Source organism: Bradyrhizobium yuanmingense, from assembly GCF_029167105.1.
Classification (GTDB): Bacteria; Pseudomonadota; Alphaproteobacteria; order Rhizobiales; family Xanthobacteraceae; genus Bradyrhizobium; species Bradyrhizobium yuanmingense_A.
This window is the reverse complement of sequence record NZ_JARFML010000005.1, coordinates 96,008-117,491: the sequence shown is the minus strand read 5'-3', so window position 1 is coordinate 117,491 and position 21,484 is coordinate 96,008. Positions and strand designations below refer to the sequence as shown.

The window sequence follows — 21,484 nt, the reverse complement described above, 5'->3', positions numbered from 1 at the left end:
CAGTGCAAAATAGATTTGCTGCAGAATCTGGTGCAGCAAAACCCGGTTGGCTCGATCGCGAAGAACGGACGTTTGCGTTTTTGGCCCCAGCCGGACAAATAGGCCATGCATCCGCGAGACCAGACTATCTTTGCGCTGTCATCGGGGCGGGCGCCCAGCGCGATCGCCGTGGTCCGCATCTCCGGCGCGCAAGCCGGAGCGGCGCTGACGACGCTTGCGGGCCGGCTGCCGGCGCCGCGACAGGCGAGCCGCCGGCTGCTGCGGGACGGCGCGGGCCAGCCGATCGACGATGCGGTCGTGCTCTGGTTTCCAGGACCGGCCAGCGCGACCGGCGAGGACATCGCCGAATTTCACGTCCATGGCGGTCGGGCGGTACTGGCGGCGCTCTTCGCTGCAATTTCCGATATCCCGAATACGCGTGCGGCCGACCCCGGCGAGTTCACGCGCCGCGCCTTCGAGAACGGCAAGCTCGACCTGACCGAGGCCGAGGGGCTAGACGACCTCATCCACGCCGACACCGACCGCCAGCGCCGCCAGGCGCTGCGCCAATTGCAGGGCCTGCTCGGCGACCGCGCACGTGACTGGCGCGAGCGCATCATCGAGGCCTCCGCGCTGATCGAGGCCGGCATCGATTTTTCCGATGAAGGCGACGTGCCGGCGGAGCTGAGGGCACCGGCGGTGAAAGCGATCAGAGCGCTTCACGATGAAATCACGAAAGTGCTTGCGGCACAGGGGCATTCTGAACGGCTGCGCGAGGGCCTCGTGGTGGCCATCGCCGGCGAGCCGAATGTCGGCAAGTCGATGCTGATCAACCAGCTCGCGCGCCGCGAGGTCGCGATCGTCTCGCCGCATGCCGGCACCACGCGCGACGTGATCGAGGTGCAGCTCGATCTCGACGGTTATCCCGTCACGGTGATCGACACCGCCGGCATCCGCGAGACCGACGATCCGGTCGAGCAGGAAGGCGTGCGCCGCGCCCGCGCGCGCGCCGAGGGCGCCGATCTGGTGCTGTGGCTGGTGGAGGGCGGGCAAACCGTCGATCCGGATACAATGCGCTCGCGCTGGGCATCGGCGGACGGTGCTGCTTCGCCCGGCGGCTCAGTTTGGATCGTGCGCAACAAGATCGATCTGGGCGGTGGCGAAGGAGCCAGGCCGAGCGAGTTCGGGATCTCGGCAGGCCGCGGCGACGGCATCCCCGAGCTGGTCGAGGCGCTGGTGAAATTCGCTTCGGAGTTCTTCGGAACAAGCGAGGGCGCCATGGTGACCCGGGTCCGCCAGCGCGAATTGTTGAGCCGTGCCTCAGACAGCTTGCGCCGGAGTCTGGACCTTGTAGAACACGGCGAGGAGCTCGCTGCCGAAGAGCTGCGGGCGGCCGCCTATGCCCTGGGCCGGCTCTTGGGCCGGGTAGACGTCGAGGACGTTCTCGGGGCCATCTTTCAGAAGTTCTGCATCGGAAAGTAGCGCTAGTTCTTCATTGTAGAACTAGCGCTTGTTCCATTTCTTCTGTTTCACGTGAAAACAGGGGACTTTGGTTCCCGCGCGGTGGTTTTCCGGTTGTTTCACGTGAAACAGCGCGGGGGCGAATGTCGTCGGCCGTTCCGAACTCCGGAGAGGGCGTCAAGGCGACGGCCGTGACTTGTCCGCCGAAGCCTTTTGGCGAAGGCGGAAGCAATCCAGACTGTCTCCGCCGCGCAATTCTGGATTGCTTCGCTGCGCTCGCAATGACGGAGTAGGATGCGGTTGCCCGCGTTCGACTGGCAGCTCGGGTAACCAGGCAAGGGGCACGTGGTAGGGCTTGTGTGCTTGGCCATCTCGACGCCGTGAGCTCCCCGATCTTGTTTCACGTGAAACACCGTATGGCTCAATGCCCCTCCTACTGTGCATGGGGTTGTTTTCGCGAAAGTGCTTTGCACCTGGGCCGCGCTTGTTTCACGTGAAACACCCGCCCTCGAGTTTCCACTTCCGACCCGTCCGCCTGTAAGCTAGAAGTCCGTCCATGCGAACAGAGCGAGAGAGCTTCGACGTCATCGTCATCGGCGGCGGCCACGCCGGCTGTGAGGCCGCGGCTGCTTCTGCCCGGATGGGTGCAACGACCGCTCTGGTAACGCACCGTTTCTCCACCGTTGGCGCGATGTCCTGCAATCCCGCCATCGGCGGGCTCGGCAAAGGGCATCTGGTCCGCGAGGTCGATGCGCTCGACGGCCTGATGGGCCGTGTCGGCGATGCCGGCGGCATCCAGTTTCGCGTTCTCAATCGCCGGAAAGGTCCTGCCGTCCGCGGCCCGCGGGCCCAGGCCGACCGCAAGCTCTATGCGGCGGCGATGCAGGCCGCGATCCGCCAGACCGAAGGTCTTTCCGTCATCGAGGGCGAAGCCGACGAGCTGGTCGTAGTCGATGGCCGGGTGACCGGGCTTCGCCTGGCCGACGGCCGGGAGCTCCGGGCAGGGGCCGTTGTCGTGACCACCGGCACCTTCCTCCGCGGTCTCATCCATCTCGGCGAGAAGAACTGGCCCGCCGGACGCGTCGGCGAGGCGCCTGCGATGGGCCTTTCCAGCTCCTTCGAGCGCGCCGGCTTCACTCTTGGACGTCTCAAGACCGGGACGCCGCCGCGTCTCGACGGCACCACCATCGACTGGTCCGCAGTCGAGATGCAGCCCGGCGACGAGCCGCCGGAGCCGTTCTCGGTGATGACCGAGCGGATCACGACGCCGCAGATCCAGTGCGGGATTACCCGGACCACGCCCATCACCCATGAGGTGATCCGGGCCAATGTCCATCGCTCCCCGATGTACTCCGGCCAGATCAAGAGCTCCGGTCCGCGCTATTGCCCCTCGATCGAGGACAAGATCGTCCGCTTCGGCGACCGCGACGGTCACCAGATCTTCCTGGAGCCGGAAGGGCTCGACGACACGACCGTCTATCCCAACGGCATCTCGACCTCGCTCCCCGAAGAGGTCCAGCTCGCGATCCTCGCCAGCATCCCCGGCCTGGAGCGGGTGAGGATGGTCCGCCCCGGCTACGCCATCGAGTACGACCACATCGATCCTCGCGAGCTCGATCCGACCCTCCAGACCAAGCGTCTACGCGGTCTCTTCCTGGCCGGGCAAATCAATGGCACCACCGGATATGAGGAAGCCGCCGGGCAGGGCATCGTCGCCGGCCTGAATGCCGCGCTCTCCGCCAGCGGTGCCGCGCTCACCGTGCTCGACCGTGCCGACGGCTATCTCGGTGTGATGATCGACGACCTGGTCACCCGCGGGATCAGCGAGCCCTATCGCATGTTCACCTCCAGGGCCGAGTACCGGCTGACCCTGCGGGCCGACAATGCCGACCAGCGTTTGACCGAGAAAGGGATCGCTCTGGGATGTGTCGGCAGCGCCCGGATCAAGCATCATCGCGCCAAGATGGACGCCCTGAATGCTGCCCGGACGTTGTCGAAGTCCCTGACCATCACCCCGAACGAAGCCATCAAGCATGGGCTGTCGCTGAACCGGGACGGCCAACGCCGCTCGGCGTTCGAGCTGATGGCCTATCCGGAGATCGGCTGGAGCCAGGTCCGTGCGATCTGGCCGGAGCTGTCGGCCATCGATCCCGTCATCGCGACCCATCTCGAGATCGACGCCAAGTACGACGTCTACCTGGAGCGCCAGAGTGCCGACGTCGAAGCCTTCAGGCGTGACGAGGGCATGGTGCTGGCGGACGTCGATTACCAGCTCGTTCCCGGTCTCTCCAATGAAGTGCGCGCCAAGCTGGAGAAGGCACGACCGTTCACCGTCGGCCAGGCCGGCCGGATCGACGGGATGACGCCGGCGGCGCTCGGCATTCTCGCGGCCTATCTCCGCCGTGAGGCACGGAAGACTTCCAAAGCAATCGCATAAGCCAACCATAGGCGTTTCACGTGAAACAGCGCGGATCGGGCGGGGATCGGCCGCCATCGCGACGACCCGGGGCGGGCGAGGGTGCCGGGCGGCGAACTGAACCTGGAGCGGCCAGCCCAAAGATCAGCAAAGCTGAGGCCAACGACAAGGCGCTCGATTCCATCATCGCCGCGGACAAGACCGCCGCCCTCAAGCTCGCTCCCGTTTCACGTGAAACCGAGGAGCGGCTTGATCGCTACATCGCGCTGCTCCGGGAGTGGCAGGCCAAGACCAATCTCGTCGCGCCGTCGACCTTGCCAAACCTTTGGACCCGGCACATCGCTGACTCGCTCCAGCTGGTCGATCTCGCACCGGCTGCAAAACGCTGGGCTGATCTCGGGAGCGGCGGAGGATTTCCCGGCGTCGTGCTCGCCTGTGCCATGGCCGGCACGCCTGGCGCGAGCGTCCATCTGGTCGAGCGAATCGCCAAGAAGGCCGCCTTTTTGCGCGAAGCGATCCGCGTCACTACATCTCCGGGAGTCGTACATCTCGCTGAGATCGGGGATAATGTGGATAGAATCACCGGCCCCGTCGATTGCGTCACCGCGCGTGCGCTGGCTCCGCTACATCAACTCATTGGCTTTGCGGAGCCGCTGATGCGTCAGGGCGCAAAAGCGCTGTTTCTCAAGGGTCAAGATGTAGAGGCTGAATTGACCGAAGCCGCTAAATATTGGAATATTCGGCCGCAGCTCCACCAAAGCCGCACGGGCGACGGTTGGATCGTGGAGCTCAATGCCGCCGACCGGCGCAGCTGAGGCGTTGAGGGGTGAGTGGGGAATTGCGATGAGCGTGATTGACGAACCGCAGCAAGAACAGACGGCCCAAAAGACCGACGAGGTCCCCCACGGCCATCCGCGCATCCTCGCGCTGGCGAATCAAAAGGGCGGGGTGGGGAAAACAACCACAGCGATCAATCTTGGCACGGCGCTCGCGGCGATCGGCGAGCGCGTCCTGATCGTCGATCTCGATCCCCAGGGCAACGCCTCGACCGGCCTCGGCATCGATCGCCGCAACCGCTCCTGCTCGACCTATGACGTGCTGATCGGCGAAGCCGCCTTGCGCGAGGCGGTGGTCTCGACCGCGGTGCCGCGGCTGCACATCGCACCATCGACCATGGATCTCTCTGGCCTCGAGCTCGAACTCGGCACCACGCCCGGCCGCGCCTTCAAGTTGCGCGATGCGATCGGCGCGCTCAACAACAACGTCTCCCCGGACGCCGACTACACCTACGTGCTGATCGACTGCCCGCCCTCGCTCAACCTGCTCACGGTCAACGCCATGGCGGCCTCGGATGCGATCCTGGTGCCGCTGCAATGCGAGTTCTTCGCGCTCGAAGGTCTGTCGCAATTGTTGCAGACGGTGGAGCAGGTGCGCTCGACGCTCAATCCGAACCTGTCGATCCACGGCATCGTGCTGACCATGTTCGACTCGCGCAACAACCTGTCGAACCAGGTCGTCGCCGACGTCCGCCAGTTCATGGGCGAGAAGGTCTACAAGACCATGATCCCGCGCAACGTGCGCATCTCGGAAGCGCCGTCCTACGGCAAGCCGGTGCTGGTCTACGATCTCAAATGCGTCGGCAGCGAAGCTTACTTGCGCCTCGCCACCGAAGTGATCCAGCGCGAGCGCGAGTTGCGCACCACGCATTGACGTTGTCGTAGGGTGGGTTAGCCGGAGGCGCAACCCACCACCGACTATCTCCACGAAAGCAGAAGAGGTGGGTTACGCTTCGCTAACCCACCCTACGATTAGAAATTCAGTTCTGGAGTGCTGCACCGTGAATCCAAGGGAGCTGGCGATGGCCGACGAAGCGCGTTCGCGACTGGGCCGGGGTCTTGCAAGTCTGATCGGTGACGTCGGCGGCGAGGCTCAGCATGTCGATCGTCCGCGCGCGCAGCGCAAGGTGCCGATCGAATTCATCAAGGCCAATCCGCGCAACCCGCGCCGCACCTTTTCGGACACCGAGCTGAAGGAGCTCTCGGAGTCCATCAAGCAGCATGGCGTGATCCAGCCGATCGTGGTGCGTCCGGTGAAGGGCGCGCAGGACCGCTTCGAGATCATTGCCGGCGAACGACGCTGGCGCGCCTCGCAGATGGCCGGCCTGCACGAGGTGCCGGTCGTCCCGGTCGACATCAGCGACAGCGATGCGCTGGAATTCGCGATCGTCGAGAACGTGCAGCGCGAGGACCTCAATCCGATGGAAGAGGCGCAGGGCTATCATGCGCTCGCCAACGAGTTCAAACGCAGCCAGGAGGACATCGCCAAGGTCGTCGGCAAGAGCCGCAGTCACGTCGCCAACATGATGCGGCTGACCAAGCTGCCGGCGGAAGTGCAGGCCTTCATCGCGACCGGCGAGCTGACGGCCGGCCACGCCCGCGCGCTGGTCGGCGTGCCCGATCCACTCGCCGCCGCCAAGCGCATCGTCGAGGAAGGTCTCAATGTCCGCCAGGCCGAGGCGCTTGCGCATGAAGAGGGCGTGCCGGAGCGCAAGCCGCAGAAGGCGCGCGCCAGCGGGGGCAAGGAGAAGGACCCCGACACGATCGATCTGGAGAAGCGCGTCAGCGACGCGCTCGGCCTCAAGGTCACCGTCAATCACCGCGATCCCGGCGGCTCCGTGCAGATCAGCTACCGCAACCTCGATCAGCTCGACGAGGTGATGAAGCGGCTGGCCAAGGGCGCGCTGTAGAGCCATTTTCACGCCACTCTCTCACCGCGTCATTGCGAGGAGCGCCAGCGACGAAGCAATCCAGAATCTTTCCGCGGAGGGACTCGGGATTGCTTCGCTGCGCTCGCAATGACGGGGACAGAGCGGGGGCCTAGACTAGCCCCGCCGTTTCGCATTCGCGGCGATCGCCATCAGCGCGCGTTGGGCGATGGCAGCGGCGAGGGTGGACTGCTTGCGCGTGTCGAGGGCGGCGGTCGCCAGCTGCTCGATCACAGCGGCGAGCCGCGCCGGGCTGAAATTGCGCAGCGCGGTTTCGACCGCGGGCTTTCGTGAAAAATGCAGGCGCGGAAAGCCGCCGTCGAGCACGGCGGAGGCAGGCGTGCCGTCGGCAATCGCCAGCGCGGATTTGTGCAGCCACGCGGCCTGGCGCTGCGCGGCCGAGATGATCACGCCGGGATATGTCCCGGCGATCATCGCCTTTGCGAACTCGGTCTCGACGATGTCGGGCCGCCCGGCGAAGGCACCGTCGACGATCGGATCGAGCTTCAGCTCCGAGGCATCGGCGACCACGGCCATGACGTCATCCAGCGTGACCTCGCCCTTGCCGTGGGCGTAGAGCGTCAGCTTGCGCAGCTCGTTCCGCGAGGCCTGACGGTCGCCGCCGAGGAACGACATCAGCGCCGCGCGGGCGTCCGGCGCGATGCGCAAATTCGCGATCCGCAGTTCGTCATCCATCAGCTTGGCAAGATCGCGCTCGGTGTCGGGATAACAGCCGATCGCCACGGCGGTCTTGGCTTTCTCGCAGGTCTTGCGCAGCGGCGATTCCGGGCGGAGCTCGCCGGCCTCGATCACGATGCGGCAATCCTTCACGTTCATCTCGGCCAGAGTCTCGATGCCGGAGGCAAAGCTGCGCGAGCCGGCGCGAACGCGGATGGCGCGTCGGCCACCGAACAGCGGCACCGTCATGGCTTCGTCGACGAGGCGCGAAGGCTCGGCGGAGAGCTCGTCGCCGTCGAGCTTGACCAGCGAGAACGGATCGTTGGGATCGTCGACGCCGGACGCGATCAGCGCATCGGCGCGCTCGCGCACCAGGCCGGCGTCGGGACCATAGAGCAGGATGATCGGACGGCCCGCATCCGGGCGGGCGAGGAAGGCGTCGATCTCTTTTCCGCGTAGTGCGACCATATTGTCCGATACTCGTCATTCCGGAATGCCTCGTCAGAGGCGAACCTGGAAGGACGGAAGGGTACTACGTCCCCGCGGTGAAGTACGAGGCGAGCCGGGTGGTGATGTTCTCGGCGATCTCGTTGGCGGCGCGATCCTCGGCATCGCGCACGGCGCGGGTGCGCGAGAAGCGCTGATAGGACCCCGGCATGTCATAGGACACGCGCGAGAAGGTCGAGCCGGTCATCACCGAGCGGCCGGTGGCGACCTCGACGAGATTGTACTGGGCGTCGATGCCGAGATTTTCGCTGGTCGGCAATCCCGTCGTGGAGCTGACGATCAGGGAGGAGCGGCTGGTGGTGAAGCGGATGTCGAGCCGGTGGGTCGGCGGCATGCCCGTCGCCGTGCCGTAAAGCTTGAAGGCCAGCGCGTTGCGGATTTCGACGCCGACGCGGGCCTCGCGGGAAGCATTGGGCTTGCTGATCGGGGGCAGCTCGACCCCCATCAGCTTTTCGCGCAGGCCCGGGGTGCCGTCGCTGCGCTCGGCATACATCGGCTGGAAGCAGCCGGCCGTCAGCGCCGCGAGCGCGGCAACTGCCAGCAAGCGGGCTGCGATACGGGTCCTAGCCGACAACATTCACGATCCTCTTGGGGACGATGATCACCTTGCGGACGGGCTTGCCGTCCAGGGCCAGCTTTACCGCATCGAGGGCCAAAACGGCAGCCTCGATTTCCGGATTTTGGGCCGCTGTTGCAACTGTGACCTCACCCCGCTTCTTGCCGTTGACCTGCACCACCAGGGTCACGCTGTCTTCAACCAGCAAATCGCGTTCGATTTGCGGCCAATCGGCCTCCGAAACCAGCCCCTTTCGGCCCAGAACCTGCCAGCACTCCTCGGCGAGGTGCGGCATCATCGGCGAGAACAGCTGGACCAGGATCTGGCTGGCCTCCTGGATCGCCCAAGCCAAATCTGGAGCGAGATCCGGGGCAGGTTGGCCGGGGCGCTGGAGCACCTCCGAGAATGCATTGGTGAATTCGCGGATATGGGCGAGGCAAACGTTGAAGTGCAGCCGCTCGATGCCGGCGGTGACCTTGTCCAGCGCGCCGTGGGCGGCCTTGCGCAACGCCGTGGCGTCCGGGCCGAAGCTGGCCGGCCGGGCCGCCGGCGCAGCCTTGCCGAGCTCGACGGCATCGTTCACCAGCCGCCACAGCCGCTGCACGAAGCGCGAGGCACCCTGGACGCGCTCGTCGCTCCAGATCACGTCGCGGTCGGGCGGGGAGTCCGACAGCATGAACCAGCGGGCGACGTCGGCGCCATAGGTCTCGATGATGTCGTCGGGGTCGACCGTGTTCTTCTTCGACTTGGACATCTTCTCGATCGGGCCGATCGCGATGTCTTCGCCCGTCGTCAGCAGCGTGGCGCGGCGTCCGTTGCCGCCGACCTCGACCTTCACCTCGGCCGGCTGCACATAGCTGCCGTCGGCCTTCTGGTAGGTCTCGTGCACCACCATGCCTTGCGTGAACATGCCGGCGAACGGCTCGTCCAGCGCGATATGCCCCGTCGCTTTCATCGCACGGGTGAAGAAGCGGCTGTAGAGCAGATGCAGGATCGCGTGCTCGACGCCGCCGATATATTGGTCGACCGGCAGCATCCGGTTGGCGACCGCAGGCGTGGTCGGAGCGGTCTCGTTCCAGGGATCGGTGAAGCGCGCAAAGTACCAGGACGAATCCACGAAGGTGTCCATGGTGTCGGTCTCACGCTGGGCCTTGCCGCCGCATTTGGGGCAGGTGACGTGCTTCCAGCTCGGATGATGGTCGAGCGCGTTGCCCGGCTTGTCGAAGGTCGCATCGTCAGGCAGCTTCACGGGCAGGTCGGCATCCGGCACCGGCACCACGTCGCACTTCGGACAGTGAATGACGGGAATCGGGCAGCCCCAATAGCGCTGGCGCGAAATGCCCCAGTCGCGCAGACGGAAATTCACCTGGCGCTCGCCGACCGGCGCATTGCCGCGCAGCTCCGTCTCGAGCCGCTTCGCCACCTCTTCCTTGGCCTGCTCGATGGTCATGCCGTCGAGGAAGCGCGAATTGATCATGCGGCCGTCGCCGTCATAGGCGGTGTCGGTGATGACGAAGCTCTTCGGGTCCTGGCCTTCCGGGCATACGACGGGCGTGTTGCCGAGAGCGTACTTGTTGACGAAGTCGAGGTCGCGCTGGTCGTGCGCCGGGCAGCCGAAGATGGCGCCGGTGCCGTATTCCATCAGCACGAAATTGGCGACATAGACCGGCAGCTTCCAGGAGGGATCGAACGGGTGCACCGCGCGGATGCCGGTGTCGAAACCCTGCTTCTCCGCAGTGTCGATGATCTCCTGCGCGGTGCCGATCTTCTTGATCTCTGCGATGAACTCCGCAAGCTCAGGGTTCTTTGCGGCGGCGGCCTGCGCCAGCGGATGATCCGCCGAGATCGCCATGAACTTCGCGCCGAACAGCGTATCCGGCCGCGTCGTGAAGATCTTCAGCTCGCTCTCGCCGGCCGGCGTCGTCGCTGCATCCAGCGCGAAGCGGATCAACAGGCCCTCGGAGCGGCCGATCCAGTTGCGCTGCATCAGCCGCACCTTGTCGGGCCAGCGGTCCAGCCCGTCGAGCGCCGACAGCAGCTCCTGCGAGTACTTCGTGATCTTGAAGACCCACTGGTTCATCTCGCGCTGCTCGACCACGGCGCCCGAGCGCCAGCCGCGGCCGTCGATCACCTGCTCGTTGGCGAGCACGGTCATGTCGACCGGGTCCCAGTTCACCTTGCGCTTCTCGCGCTCGGCAAGCCCTGCGCGCAGGAAGTCCAGGAACATCTTCTGCTGGTGCTTGTAGTAGGAGGGGTCGCAGGTCGCGATCTCCCTGGACCAGTCCAGCGACAGCCCGATCGAGCGGAGCTGCTTCTTCATCGCGGCGATGTTGTCGTAGGTCCAGGCCTTCGGGGCGACCTTACGCTCGATCGCGGCGTTCTCGGCCGGCAGGCCGAAGGCGTCCCAGCCCATCGGATGCAGTACGTTGAACCCCTTGGCGCGCATGAAGCGGGCCAGCACGTCACCGAGCGTGTAATTCCGGACATGGCCGATATGGATGCGCCCGGACGGATAGGGGAACATCTCGAGCACGTAATATTTCGGCCGCGCATCGTCGTTCTTGGAGACGAAGATCGCCTGCTCGTCCCAGAGGCGTTGCCAGCGCGGTTCGGCGTCGCGGGCGTTATAGCGTTCGGAGGTCATGGAATCGTTGGGTTTTCGTGGTTCGGCCGTCTCAAGACGGCGGACTAGGCCATAGAAGCCCTTAAGGGGTCAATGGGTTGCCGCGTTTTGGAACCTTGACGATGCCCTCCGCATAACTACGAGGGTCCGTGTTGGGGTGTGATTAAGGCGTCGATGCCAAGTTGCGGTCTGACAGGGCCCGCATTACCGCACATGGATTCCAGCTTCGACGATCCCGATTACGACTATGCCGCGTCCGTCGCCGGCCGGGCGATGCGGAGCATGGCCGAACAGCGGATTGCACCGACCCCCGCCAACTTTGCCGTCTGGTTCCAGTATTTCGCGGGCAGCCATGACGATCTGCGCAACGCGATCGATCTTTTGATCGACCACAATCGTCCGTTCGACGCCCAAACCAATCAGGATCTGTTCGAGACCTACGTCGCGCCCCAGGTGAGTGCCGTCGTGGTCGACACCTCCGAGCGGCTGCAGGCGCTGATGGGGACGGCGAAGGAGTTTCTGGCGACGGCGATCGCCGACAATCATTCGCAGATGCAGGTCATCAGCCAGGTGGCCGACCAGGGCAAGGCCGGCGTCGATCCAAAGCTGCTGGTTGCCCAGCTCATGAACGAGCTGGCGCGGGCCGCCACAAGGGCAACGCGGCTGGAGGCGGGCTTTGCCGAAAAGACCCGCGAGCTCGACGTGATCCGCGATTCGCTGTCGCGGTCCGAGCAGCGCGCCCGGACCGATACGCTGACTGGCCTTGCAAACCGGCGGGCCCTCGACGAATTCCTGCGCAAGGCGCAGACGACGGCGGAATGGGGCGAGCCGCTCAGCGTGCTGATGCTCGACATCGACCACTTCAAGTCGTTCAACGACAATTTCGGCCACGGTGTCGGCGACCAGGTGCTGCGCCTGATGGCCAAGGTGCTGCGCGAGAAGGTTCGCGCGCAGGATCTGCCGGCCCGTTATGGCGGCGAGGAGCTGATCGCGGTGCTGCCGGACGCCGATCTGGCCGCCTGCGCCGAGATCGCCGAACGCATCAGGCGCGCGATCGCCGAAGCCACGATCACGCGTCGTTCGACCGGCGAGACCCTGCCCGGCATCAGCGTGTCGATCGGCGTGGCGCAATACCGGACCGGCGAGGCGATCACGGATCTGATCGAACGCTGCGACCGCGCGCTCTATCTCGCCAAGGGCGGCGGCCGCAATCGTGTGGTGACGGAGATCGAGCTCGATCGCGCCGGAGCTGCGGGCTAGCGGTCAGCGACGGTATGCTCCCTCGCCCCGCTTGCGGCAGGGCAATCGCATTTGAATTTTCGAGAGGCGTCAAGCTCGGCCATGACGACGTGGAGAGAGTCGGTGCCCATGGCCCACATCTCATATGCGATAGCCCCGCCGCAAGCGGGGCGAGGTGAAGAACCAGCGCTTTAGGCGCTCGCCACCATCATCATCTCGGCCGTGCCGGTCGCGATCGCCTGCACGCCGTGCTCGACGACATTGTTGCGGCCACGATGCTTGGCGGCGTAGAGCGCGGCGTCGGCGGCTTCGATCAGGTCGCCGGGACGCAAGGACTCGTTCGGCTTGGTCGCGGCGACGCCGATCGAGACCGTGACGATCATGTGGTTCGAGGTGATGTGAGGCAGGCAGAGCCTCAGCACGGCCGAACGCACCTGCTCGCCGATCGCGACGGCGCGCGTCACGTCGGTGTTCGGCAGCAGCAGGCAGAATTCCTCGCCGCCGTAGCGGGCCGCGAAGCCCATCGTGTCGGCGGCGATGCCGGACAGTGATTCGCCGAGCCGCGTCAGGCAGGAATCGCCTTCGAGATGGCCGTAGGTGTCGTTGAACAGCTTGAAATGGTCGACGTCGATCATCAGAAGCGCCAGCTCGCTGCCATATTGCTGCGCGCGCATCCATTCGAAATCCAGCCGGCTCTGGAAGCCGCGGCGGTTGGCGAGACCGGACAGCATGTCGATCGAAGCCATCACCGTCAGGCGGTCGTTGCTTGCGATAAGCTCGCGCTCGCGCTGGCTCAGCTGCGCGGCCATCGCGTTGAACGCGCGGGCCAGCGGCACGAACTCGGCGGGCAGGCGATTGCGCGCGGCGCGCGCCGACAGGTCGCCCTCGCCGAGCCGCTTGGCCATGTCGGCGAGCATCTCGATCGGCTTGATCACGAGTTTTTCGGCGGCGATCAGCGCGCCGAGCAGGACGAACATGAGCACGAAGGCGAGCTGCAGATAGGCGGTGCGGATGTCGCGGCTGACCGCTGCGGACACCTTGTCTTCGTCGATGCTGGCGATCAGGCGGGCATTGGTGCCGGCGATGCGGATATAGCTGACCGCGCGGCGGGAGCCGTCGGCGGCGAGGAAGGACAGCGAGCCCTCATCCTGATCGGAGCGCAGCGCCTTGTCGGCGATCGCGGACATCAGCGGCATGTTGTCGAGCGGACGGCCGACCGCGCTGTGCTGATCGGCCGGGGCCGCCAGCACGGTGCCCGCGCTGTCGACCAGCACCGCAGTGATGCCGGCGCGACCGCCCAGATTGTTCATGACCTTCGACATCCAGTCGAGATTGACGGTGGCGAGCACGACGGCATCCGCCACGCCGCTGAAGGCGGAGACCGGATAGACCGCCATCACCGTTGGCGACGGTACCGGTCGCGACATGATGAAGTCGCTCAGCACGAAGCGGCCGGTTTCCTGGGCCTGCTGGAAGTACGGCCGGTCACTGAGATCGAGGCCGACATACATGTTGTTGGTGGCGCATTGGATGCGGCCGTCCTGGCCGGCGATCAGAAGCGTGCGGATCCAGGGCAGGCTTGACGGCAGGCTCGCGCGCAGCACGTCGCAGCTCTTGCTGATGCCGCCGGCGGAGGCGCGGATGAAGGCCTCCGATTTCAGAATGGTCTCGACCGACGAGATCACCTGGCGCTGCGCATCGGCGCTGTGCCTTGCCACCGTGATGAATTCGGCCGCGGCCTGCGCAATTTGCCGCGCGCGCGTGTCTTCGAGGGAACGGATGCGCTCGATCATCAAGGGCGTCACGAGAATCACCGCGAGCAACGCAAGCCGCGCCCGGATACCGAGAACCTGCTTGAGTTTCGCGCGCTTGCGGTTGAGACTGACGCTTGCCATTTTCGCTACCCACCCCGCGGGCTAAGGTAAAGCGAAGGGTTCAAAAACTGTTTCTTGAACTCGGTAAAATTGGACCTAACTCGGGCTAAGGTCACAACCAAGAGACGTCATGACGAAAGCCAACGTCGCGCCGGTAACCGGCCGTTCACCAGACGCGCTCGCCGCGGTCGAAGCCGAAATTGCGCGTGCCTGCAGGGACGCGCAGCGTGATCGCGCCTCGGTCACGCTGATCGCCGTATCCAAGACCTTCGCGGCGGATGCAATTATCCCGGTTATCGCCGCCGGACAGCGCGTATTTGGCGAGAATCGGGTGCAGGAGGCCAAAGCCAAGTGGCCGGCGTTAACGTCTGCTTACCCCGATGTCGCGCTGCATCTGATCGGGCCGCTGCAATCCAACAAGGCGAAAGAGGCGGTTGCGCTGTTCGACGCCATCCATTCGGTCGACCGTCCGAGCATTTGCCAAGCGTTAGCCAAGGAAATCGAATCCCAGAACAGGCACCCGCAGCTGTTCGTCCAGATCAACACCGGCGAGGAGCCGCAGAAGGCCGGGATTGCCCCGGGCGAGGCCGATGCCTTCATTGCAAGCTGCCGCGACACCTACGGGCTGACGATCTCCGGATTGATGTGTATCCCGCCGGTCGACGAGCCGCCCGCCGCGCACTTTGCGCTCACCGCCAAGATCGCCGCGCGCAATGGCTTGACGAATCTCTCGATGGGCATGAGCGCCGATTTCGCGACCGCGATCATGCTCGGCGCCACCCATGTGCGCGTCGGCAGCGCGATCTTCGGGCATCGGTAATTGCCGTTGGCGAGGGCCGATGCCGCCCGAACGCTGTCAATATCGTCGCAGGGGCTCCTCGCAATGACGGCGGTGTACCTCACCCGATGATGATCTTTGTTTGCGGGCCCAGGCGCCGCAGCAATTGCAGCATCGCCGATTTCGTCATGGAGACGCAGCCGGCGGTCGGGCCGAAATTGTCGCGGGCAAGGTGCAGGAACACCGCGCTGCCGCGGCCGGCGATGCGAGGGCGGGTGTTGTGGTCGATCTCGATGATGAAGTCGTAGAGATGATCGGCGCGCTGGAGCCGGTCACCGCCCTGCCCCTCGCCGAGCCGGATGCTCTGGTTGTAACGGCGGTCCCGCGGATCCTCGCACCAGGCGTCCACGCCGGTGATCACCCGAGCCGGCAGGAACGTCCGGGGACGGCTGTGCCGGTCGCCCCGCCACCACAATTGCCTGGGCCGGAAGCTGCCTCTGGGGGTGCCGCCATCGCCCTCGCGCTTGTTGGCGAGAATGCCGCCTCGCCCCAGCGCAACCGGAATGGTCAGCGCTCCCGCCGTCAGCCAGCCCCGGCGCGGATTGCCGGCAGCAGGCTTAACGCGGATCGCCGAGAGCGGACCGGTGCCTCGATTCCTGGTGTAACTGACTGAAGCTGCTTTGTTTTTCATGTGAACGTGCAATGTCGAATTCATTACAGGACATTCATCCAAACGTCCTGCTATCTTGGGTTAGAGTGCTTCCGGCTTGTGAATCGGTAACAGCCCACTACTTCAACACGAACAACAATAATAATGACGAACGACCTTAAACTTCCCCTCGCGGCTGGGTGCAGCATGGATGTGCCGCCGAGCCGGACCCCAAAAGGATGACCCCCCATGGCCAATGCCCGCAAGATCCTGATCGTGGATGACGATACCGATCTGCGCGACACGTTGGTGGAGCAATTATCGCTACACGAAGAATTCGAAGCCTCTGCCGTCGATACCGGCGCCAAGGGCGCCAGCGCCGCGAAGGCCAACTCCCCCGATCTGGTTCTGATGGATGTCGGCCTGCCCGACACAGACGGCCGCGAGGTTGTCCGCTCGCTGCGGAAGGGCGGCTTCAAGGCCCCGATCATCATGCTGACCGGGCACGACACCGATTCCGACACGATCCTGGGCCTGGAATCCGGCGCCAACGATTATGTGGCAAAGCCCTTCCGCTTCGCCGTGCTGCTGGCCCGCATCCGCGCCCAGCTCCGCCAGCATGAAGCCAGCGAGGACGCGGTGTTCTCGGTCGGACCCTACTCCTTCCGCCCCGGATCGAAGATGCTGACCGCGGCCAATGCCCGCAAGGTTCGCCTCACCGAGAAGGAAACCGCGATTCTCCGCTTCCTCTACCGGGCCGGCCAGATGCCGGTGTCGCGCGAGACCCTGCTCCAGGAGGTCTGGGGCTATAATTCCGGCGTCACCACCCACACGCTGGAAACCCACATCTACCGCCTCCGCCAGAAGATCGAGAAGGACGCCGCCAACCCGGAGATCCTGGTGACGGAAGCCGGTGGCTACAAGCTGGTGCCGTGATACGCTTCGATGGCGTGCGAATCGTTTTAGATCGCACGCCTTCGAGCCTCGGACCTGAATGTCAATCGACGATGATGTAGCGCTTCTCGAGCGTGTCCCGACACTGCGCCTGTTGGGAGACGCCTCGTTGCGCATGCTGGCGATCGGCTCCGAGCAGCGTGACTTCGTCCGCGGCGACGTGCTGTTCAATCTCGGCGACGATGCCGATGCCGGCTTCGTGGTCCAGCGCGGCGCCTTCCGGGTCGAGGACGGCGCCGGCGCGGAAATGATCGCCGGCCCCGGCGCGCTGATCGGCGAGCTCGCGCTGGTGGTGCCGATGAAGCGGCCGTCGAGCGCGATCGCGCTGGAGCATTCCTCCGTCATCCGCGTCGCCCGCAGCCTGTTCCAGCGCGTGCTCGAAAGCGATCCCGCTGCGGCGGTGCGCCTGCGCGACGAGTTCGCGGTGCGCTCCAGCCAGATCGCCAGTGATATCCTGATGGCCGGTGCGAAGCTGACGGGCTGAGCTCTCGTCATTCCGAGGCGCGACGAAGTCGCGAGCCCGGAATCCATTCATCCACCGTCGCTGACGCACGATGGATTCCGGGCTCGCGCCAAGTGGCGCGCCCCGGAATGACGATCGCGGCTCACACCTCCAGCGTCACCGTGACGGGCACGTGGTCCGACGGCCGCTCCCAGCTGCGGGCATCGCGCAGAATCTTGAAATCGCTGACTGCATGCTTCAGCGCGCGCGAGACCCAGATGTGGTCGAGCCGGCGGCCGCGATCGCCGACGGTCCAGTCGGCGGAGCGGTAGCTCCACCACGTATAGACCTTCTCCGACATCGGAATGCGATCGCGCGCGACGTCGACCCATTCGCCGGCCTCGAGCGCCGCCTTCAGCTTCTCGGTTTCGATCGGCGTGTGCGAGACCACTTTCAGCAGCTGCTTGTGCGACCACACGTCGTTCTCGTGCGGGGCGACGTTGAGATCGCCGACCAGGATGTGGCGGTCCTCACCGCGCGGATGCAGCGGCTCGCAGGCCGTCATCTCGTCGAGGAAGCGGAGCTTGTGATCGAATTTCTCGTTCAGGGCGGGATCGGGAATGTCGCCGCCGGCGGGCACGTAGAAATTATGCAGCACCAGCGGTTTTGCGATGCCCGCCTTTTCACCGAACGACACCGAGATGTGGCGCGAATCCACCTTGTCGCAGAAGGTGCGGATGTCCTTCGATTCGAACGGGATCTTCGAGACGATGGCGACCCCGTGATAGCCCTTCTGCCCGTTCAGTGCGACGTGCTCGTAGCCGAGCCGCTTGAAGCGCTTAAGCGGAAAGGCTTCGTCGATGCATTTGGTCTCCTGCAGACACAGCACCTCCGGCCGCGCGCTCTTGAGAAACTTCGCGACCAGGTCGATGCGCAGCCGCACCGAATTGATGTTCCAGGTTGTCAGGGAAAGACGCATGGGAAATGCGTCTTAGCATGGATTGACGCGGGGAAAATGCTTGTCCACAGGCGTGGAATCGTAGGGTGGGTTAGCGACTTGTCCGCCGTAGCTCGAAGAGCGAAGGCGGAAGCGTGCCCACCGTGATGGCCGTGAAGAGGAGAGGTGGTGGGCACGGCGCAAGAGCGCCTTTGCCCACCCTACGCACCATCAACCCCGAGATGGCGTGTTGTAATTGGTGAAATCGATCTTGAACATGTTGGGGTCGAGCTTCTTGCTCGAGTCCAGATTGTACACCGCGATCGTCGTGTCGTAGCCTTGGGGATCGGTGACGGTCCACTGCTTGAGCTGGCCGTCCTTGGCGCCGAACATCAGCAGCAGACGGCTGGTGCCGACCAGGGCCTGCTTCTCCTCGATGGTGACGCTGACGAAGACGTCGTCGGCCGAGACGCCAACGACATTGGTGTCCTTCATCAGGTCGATGCGGTCGGACAGGAGAAAGCGCAGCGGCGTCTGTGACAGCGGATAGACGTCCTGAGTCGCGAGCTTGCGGTCGCGCACAACGAGCGAGGATCCGTCGGCGACGATGTCGATCGGGCTCGGCGCGTCATATTCGAAGCGTACCTTGCCGGGTTTCTGGATGTAGAAATCGCCCTGCGTCTTGCTGCCGTCGGGACCGACCTGGACGAAATTCCCGACCAACGTCTGCAGCGACGACAGATAGGCACTGACCTTGGCCGCCTGCGCTTTCTGGTTGGCGTCGAAGGTCTGGAAGATGCTGCTCGGAACGTTGCGCCGCGGATCCGGGATCACCGGATTGGGCGGCGCCTGCGTCGCGCCGGTGACGGCCGGCCCGCCGGCGGACGCGCCGCCGTCACGCCCCTTCGGCGCGGGCTTCGGCACCGGAACGGTCTGAGCGAACGACGCAGCGGTCACCATCGCGGCGGTGACGAGAAGCACGCCGGCCATGCGCGCGCTTCGCGCGGCGATCGTGGCAGCGAATCGAATGTCCGGATGTCTGATCAACGCGTCGTCCTGTGTGGCTGGGCGCCCTTTTACCGTGATTTCGGGCAAAAGCAGATATCGAATTTGCGTGAAATGTTGCTCAGAGGCTCCTCGCCTCACATATGGCTGTCTTCTTCCTCGACCAGAATCTCGCGCTTGCCGGCATGGTTGGCGGGACCGACGATGCCCTCCAGTTCCATGCGCTCCATCAGCGATGCGGCGCGGTTGTAGCCGATTTGCAGACGGCGCTGGATGTAGCTGGTCGAGGCCTTGCGATCGCGTTTGACGATCGCAACCGCCTGCTGGAAGAGATCGCCGCCGCCATCGCCGCCCATGCCGGTGGCGTCGAACACGGCACCGTCCTCGTCCTCGGTCGGCTCTTCGGCGGTGACGGCTTCGAGATATTCCGGCTGTCCCTGCGTCTTGAGGTGACGCACCACCTTCTCGACTTCCTCGTCGGAGGCGAACGGTCCGTGCACGCGGCTGATGCGGCCGCCGCCCGCCATGTAGAGCATGTCGCCCTGGCCGAGGAGCTGTTCGGCACCCATCTCGCCGAGGATGGTGCGGCTGTCGATCTTGGAGGTGACCTGGAAGGCGATGCGGGTCGGGAAGTTCGCCTTGATGGTGCCGGTGATGACGTCGACCGACGGACGCTGCGTCGCCAGGATCACGTGCAGGCCGGCGGCGCGCGCCATCTGCGCCAGACGCTGCACCGCGCCTTCGATGTCCTTGCCGGCGACCATCATCAGGTCGGCCATTTCGTCGACGATGATGACGATGTAGGGCAGCGGGTCGAGCGAGAGCTTCTCTTCCTCGTAGATCGCCTTGCCGGTTTCCTTGTCGAAGCCGGTATGCACCGTGCGCGTCGGCTCCTCGCCCTTGGCCTTCAATTCGAGCAGGCGCGTGTTGTAACCATCGATGTTGCGCACACCGAGCTTGGCCATGTTCTTGTAGCGCTCTTCCATCTCGCGCACGGCCCATTTCAGCGCGACCACCGCCTTCTTCGGGTCGGTCACAACAGGCGTGAGCAGATGGGGAATGCCGTCATAGACGGAGAGCTCGAGCATCTTCGGATCGACCATGATCAGGCGGCACTGGTCCGGCCGCAGCCGGTAGACCAGGCTGAGGATCATGGTGTTGATCGCGACCGACTTGCCCGAGCCGGTGGTGCCGGCGATCAGCATGTGCGGGGTGCGCGCGAGGTCGATGATGACGGGGTCGCCGCCGATGGTCTTGCCGAGACAGAGCGGCAGCTTCGCCACCGTGTCGGTCGCCTCCTTCGCCACCAGCAATTCGCGCAAATAGACTTTCTCGCGATGCGCGTTCGGCAGCTCGATGCCGATCGCGTTGCGGCCGGGCACGACGGCGACGCGCGCCGACAGCGCGCTCATCGAGCGGGCGATGTCGTCGGCGAGCCCGATCACGCGCGAGGACTTGATGCCGGGCGCCGGCTCCAGCTCGTACAGCGTGACCACCGGACCCGGATTGGCCTTCACGATCTCGCCGCGCACGCCGAAATCCTGCAGCACGCCTTCGAGCGAACGGGAATTGGTCTCCAGCTCGGCCTTGCTGAGCGGCTGGCGATCGCCGGCCTTCGGTGCGGCCAGCATCGAGACGGAGGGAAGATCGAACTTGTCGGAGGATTTCTTGGAAGCTGGCTTCGGCGCGGCTTTCTTCTTCGGGGCGCGCGCGGCGGGCTCCTCCTCTTCCTCCTCCTCGTCCTCCAATTCGTCTTCGTGCTCGTCCTCGTAGTCCTCGTCTTGAGATTGCGGCGAGATCGACGGCGCCGCGCGGCCGCCGCCGAGATTCGGCTCCTGCCGGCTGAACTGGGCGGCCTTGGTCTTCGGTCCGCTCGAGACCAGCGAGCGGTAGGCGGCACCGCACAGCCAGATCAGCCGCGCCTTGGTGCTCATCAATGCATGGAACAGCCAGCCCAGCGAGACCGAACCCCGATCGCTCTCCTCGTCTTCGTCGAGCGGCTTGTCGTCATCGGCGACCTCAGCGATTTCGTCGTCCTGCTCACGCGCGCCGTAGCCGCAGGCGATCAGGAAGGTCGCTGTCATCGCGGCGAACAGGATCGTGCCCAGCACGATGCGATAGATCGTACCGGCCGGCCCGAAGATCACCGCGGGCGCGCGCACCAGCGCATCGCCGACCACGCCGCCGAGGCCGGTCGGCAGCGGCCAGGCCCCGCCATGCTGAAAGCAACTGACGAAGCCTGCCGCGATCACCGTGCAGAGAATCCAGGAGCCGAGCCGCAGCGCCTCGCGGTCGAACGGGCGGTGCGTCATCATGCGCCAGCCCCAGACCGCAACGGTCAGGACCAGCATGATCGCGCCGAGCCCCAGGATCTGCATGGCGAGATCGGCGCCGATCGCGCCGGCATAGCCGAGGATGTTGCGGATCGGCCGCGAGGTGGCATGGCTGAGACTGGGATCCTGCACCGACCACGTCATCAGCGCCGCGGTGGCGACGCCCGCCAGCGCGATCAGGCCGAGGCCGGCGAGCTCGCGCATGCGCCGCGCCAGCCCCTCGCGGATCGAGGGCGGCAGATGGCCGACCAGAGGAATGACGCGTTCGATTGCCGACATGCTCACGGGC

17 protein-coding genes are annotated in these 21,484 nt (G+C 65.1%); 9 read left to right on the top strand and 8 right to left on the bottom strand.

What is annotated here, in order from left to right:
• Positions 1–105: 105 nt before the first annotated feature.
• The 5 genes from mnmE to P0R31_RS08610 all read left to right on the top strand — a co-directional run bounded on the left by mnmE (position 106) and on the right by P0R31_RS08610 (position 6,602).
• Positions 106–1,461: a tRNA uridine-5-carboxymethylaminomethyl(34) synthesis GTPase MnmE gene (gene mnmE, locus P0R31_RS08630; RefSeq protein WP_275513708.1), complete on the top strand. Its 1,356-nt coding sequence runs from the start codon at positions 106–108 to the stop codon at positions 1,459–1,461.
• 535 nt (positions 1,462–1,996) lie between these two features.
• Positions 1,997–3,877, top strand: a complete 1,881-nt coding sequence (gene mnmG, locus P0R31_RS08625) for a tRNA uridine-5-carboxymethylaminomethyl(34) synthesis enzyme MnmG (RefSeq protein WP_275513707.1) — start codon at positions 1,997–1,999, stop codon at positions 3,875–3,877.
• Positions 3,878–3,999: 122 nt separating this feature from the next.
• On the top strand, positions 4,000–4,671 hold the full coding sequence (gene rsmG / locus P0R31_RS08620; RefSeq protein WP_275513869.1) for a 16S rRNA (guanine(527)-N(7))-methyltransferase RsmG: 672 nt from the start codon (positions 4,000–4,002) through the stop codon (positions 4,669–4,671).
• A gap of 28 nt (positions 4,672–4,699) precedes the next feature.
• Positions 4,700–5,566, top strand: a complete 867-nt coding sequence (locus tag P0R31_RS08615; protein ID WP_025033064.1) for a ParA family protein — start codon at positions 4,700–4,702, stop codon at positions 5,564–5,566.
• Between the two features lie 148 nt (positions 5,567–5,714).
• Positions 5,715–6,602, top strand: coding sequence for a ParB/RepB/Spo0J family partition protein (locus P0R31_RS08610; protein ID WP_275513706.1), 888 nt, complete (start codon positions 5,715–5,717; stop codon positions 6,600–6,602).
• 135 nt (positions 6,603–6,737) lie between these two features.
• Here P0R31_RS08610 and holA read toward each other — a convergent pair whose 3' ends face one another.
• From holA to leuS, 3 genes are all read right to left on the bottom strand, one after another.
• Positions 6,738–7,766 (bottom strand): DNA polymerase III subunit delta, encoded by a 1,029-nt coding sequence (holA, locus tag P0R31_RS08605; protein ID WP_036024285.1) that lies wholly within the window; start codon positions 7,764–7,766, stop codon positions 6,738–6,740.
• A 64-nt stretch (positions 7,767–7,830) separates the two neighbouring features.
• Positions 7,831–8,382 carry an LPS assembly lipoprotein LptE gene (gene lptE, locus P0R31_RS08600; protein ID WP_275513705.1) on the bottom strand — a complete coding sequence of 184 codons (552 nt, stop codon included), beginning with the start codon at positions 8,380–8,382 and terminating at the stop codon, positions 7,831–7,833.
• A complete protein-coding gene (leuS, locus tag P0R31_RS08595; RefSeq protein ID WP_275513704.1) occupies positions 8,369–11,005 on the bottom strand; it encodes a leucine--tRNA ligase in 2,637 nt (878 codons plus the stop codon). The genes lptE and leuS overlap by 14 nt, the downstream gene beginning before the upstream one ends.
• 192 nt (positions 11,006–11,197) lie before the next feature.
• On the opposite strand from leuS, the gene P0R31_RS08590 reads away from it, so the two are divergent.
• On the top strand, positions 11,198–12,244 hold the full coding sequence (locus tag P0R31_RS08590; RefSeq protein WP_275513703.1) for a GGDEF domain-containing protein: 1,047 nt from the start codon (positions 11,198–11,200) through the stop codon (positions 12,242–12,244).
• Positions 12,245–12,414: 170 nt separating this feature from the next.
• Here the strand turns inward: P0R31_RS08590 and P0R31_RS08585 are convergent, their stop codons facing one another.
• On the bottom strand, positions 12,415–14,118 hold the full coding sequence (locus P0R31_RS08585) for a sensor domain-containing diguanylate cyclase (protein ID WP_275513702.1): 1,704 nt from the start codon (positions 14,116–14,118) through the stop codon (positions 12,415–12,417).
• 109 nt (positions 14,119–14,227) lie between these two features.
• Between P0R31_RS08585 and P0R31_RS08580 the strand changes: the two genes are divergently transcribed.
• Complete coding sequence (locus P0R31_RS08580) at positions 14,228–14,917, top strand: YggS family pyridoxal phosphate-dependent enzyme (RefSeq protein ID WP_275513701.1); 690 nt, start codon at positions 14,228–14,230, stop codon at positions 14,915–14,917.
• 79 nt (positions 14,918–14,996) lie between these two features.
• Here the strand turns inward: P0R31_RS08580 and P0R31_RS08575 are convergent, their stop codons facing one another.
• Complete coding sequence (locus tag P0R31_RS08575) at positions 14,997–15,566, bottom strand: L,D-transpeptidase family protein (protein WP_275513700.1); 570 nt, start codon at positions 15,564–15,566, stop codon at positions 14,997–14,999.
• 207 nt (positions 15,567–15,773) lie between these two features.
• Between P0R31_RS08575 and P0R31_RS08570 the strand changes: the two genes are divergently transcribed.
• Both P0R31_RS08570 and P0R31_RS08565 read left to right on the top strand, forming a co-directional pair.
• A complete protein-coding gene (locus P0R31_RS08570; RefSeq protein WP_008142830.1) occupies positions 15,774–16,460 on the top strand; it encodes a response regulator transcription factor in 687 nt (228 codons plus the stop codon).
• A gap of 58 nt (positions 16,461–16,518) precedes the next feature.
• A complete protein-coding gene (locus tag P0R31_RS08565) occupies positions 16,519–16,962 on the top strand; it encodes a Crp/Fnr family transcriptional regulator (RefSeq protein ID WP_275513699.1) in 444 nt (147 codons plus the stop codon).
• A 121-nt stretch (positions 16,963–17,083) separates the two neighbouring features.
• Here P0R31_RS08565 and P0R31_RS08560 read toward each other — a convergent pair whose 3' ends face one another.
• The 3 genes from P0R31_RS08560 to P0R31_RS08550 all read right to left on the bottom strand — a co-directional run bounded on the left by P0R31_RS08560 (position 17,084) and on the right by P0R31_RS08550 (position 21,480).
• Positions 17,084–17,899, bottom strand: coding sequence for an exodeoxyribonuclease III (locus P0R31_RS08560; RefSeq protein WP_275513698.1), 816 nt, complete (start codon positions 17,897–17,899; stop codon positions 17,084–17,086).
• A 189-nt stretch (positions 17,900–18,088) separates the two neighbouring features.
• Positions 18,089–18,847: an outer membrane lipoprotein carrier protein LolA gene (locus P0R31_RS08555; protein ID WP_275513868.1), complete on the bottom strand. Its 759-nt coding sequence runs from the start codon at positions 18,845–18,847 to the stop codon at positions 18,089–18,091.
• Between the two features lie 152 nt (positions 18,848–18,999).
• The gene (locus P0R31_RS08550) at positions 19,000–21,480 is read right to left on the bottom strand and encodes a DNA translocase FtsK (protein ID WP_275513697.1); all 2,481 of its coding nucleotides are present in this window, start codon (positions 21,478–21,480) and stop codon (positions 19,000–19,002) included.
• Positions 21,481–21,484: the final 4 nt, after the last annotated feature.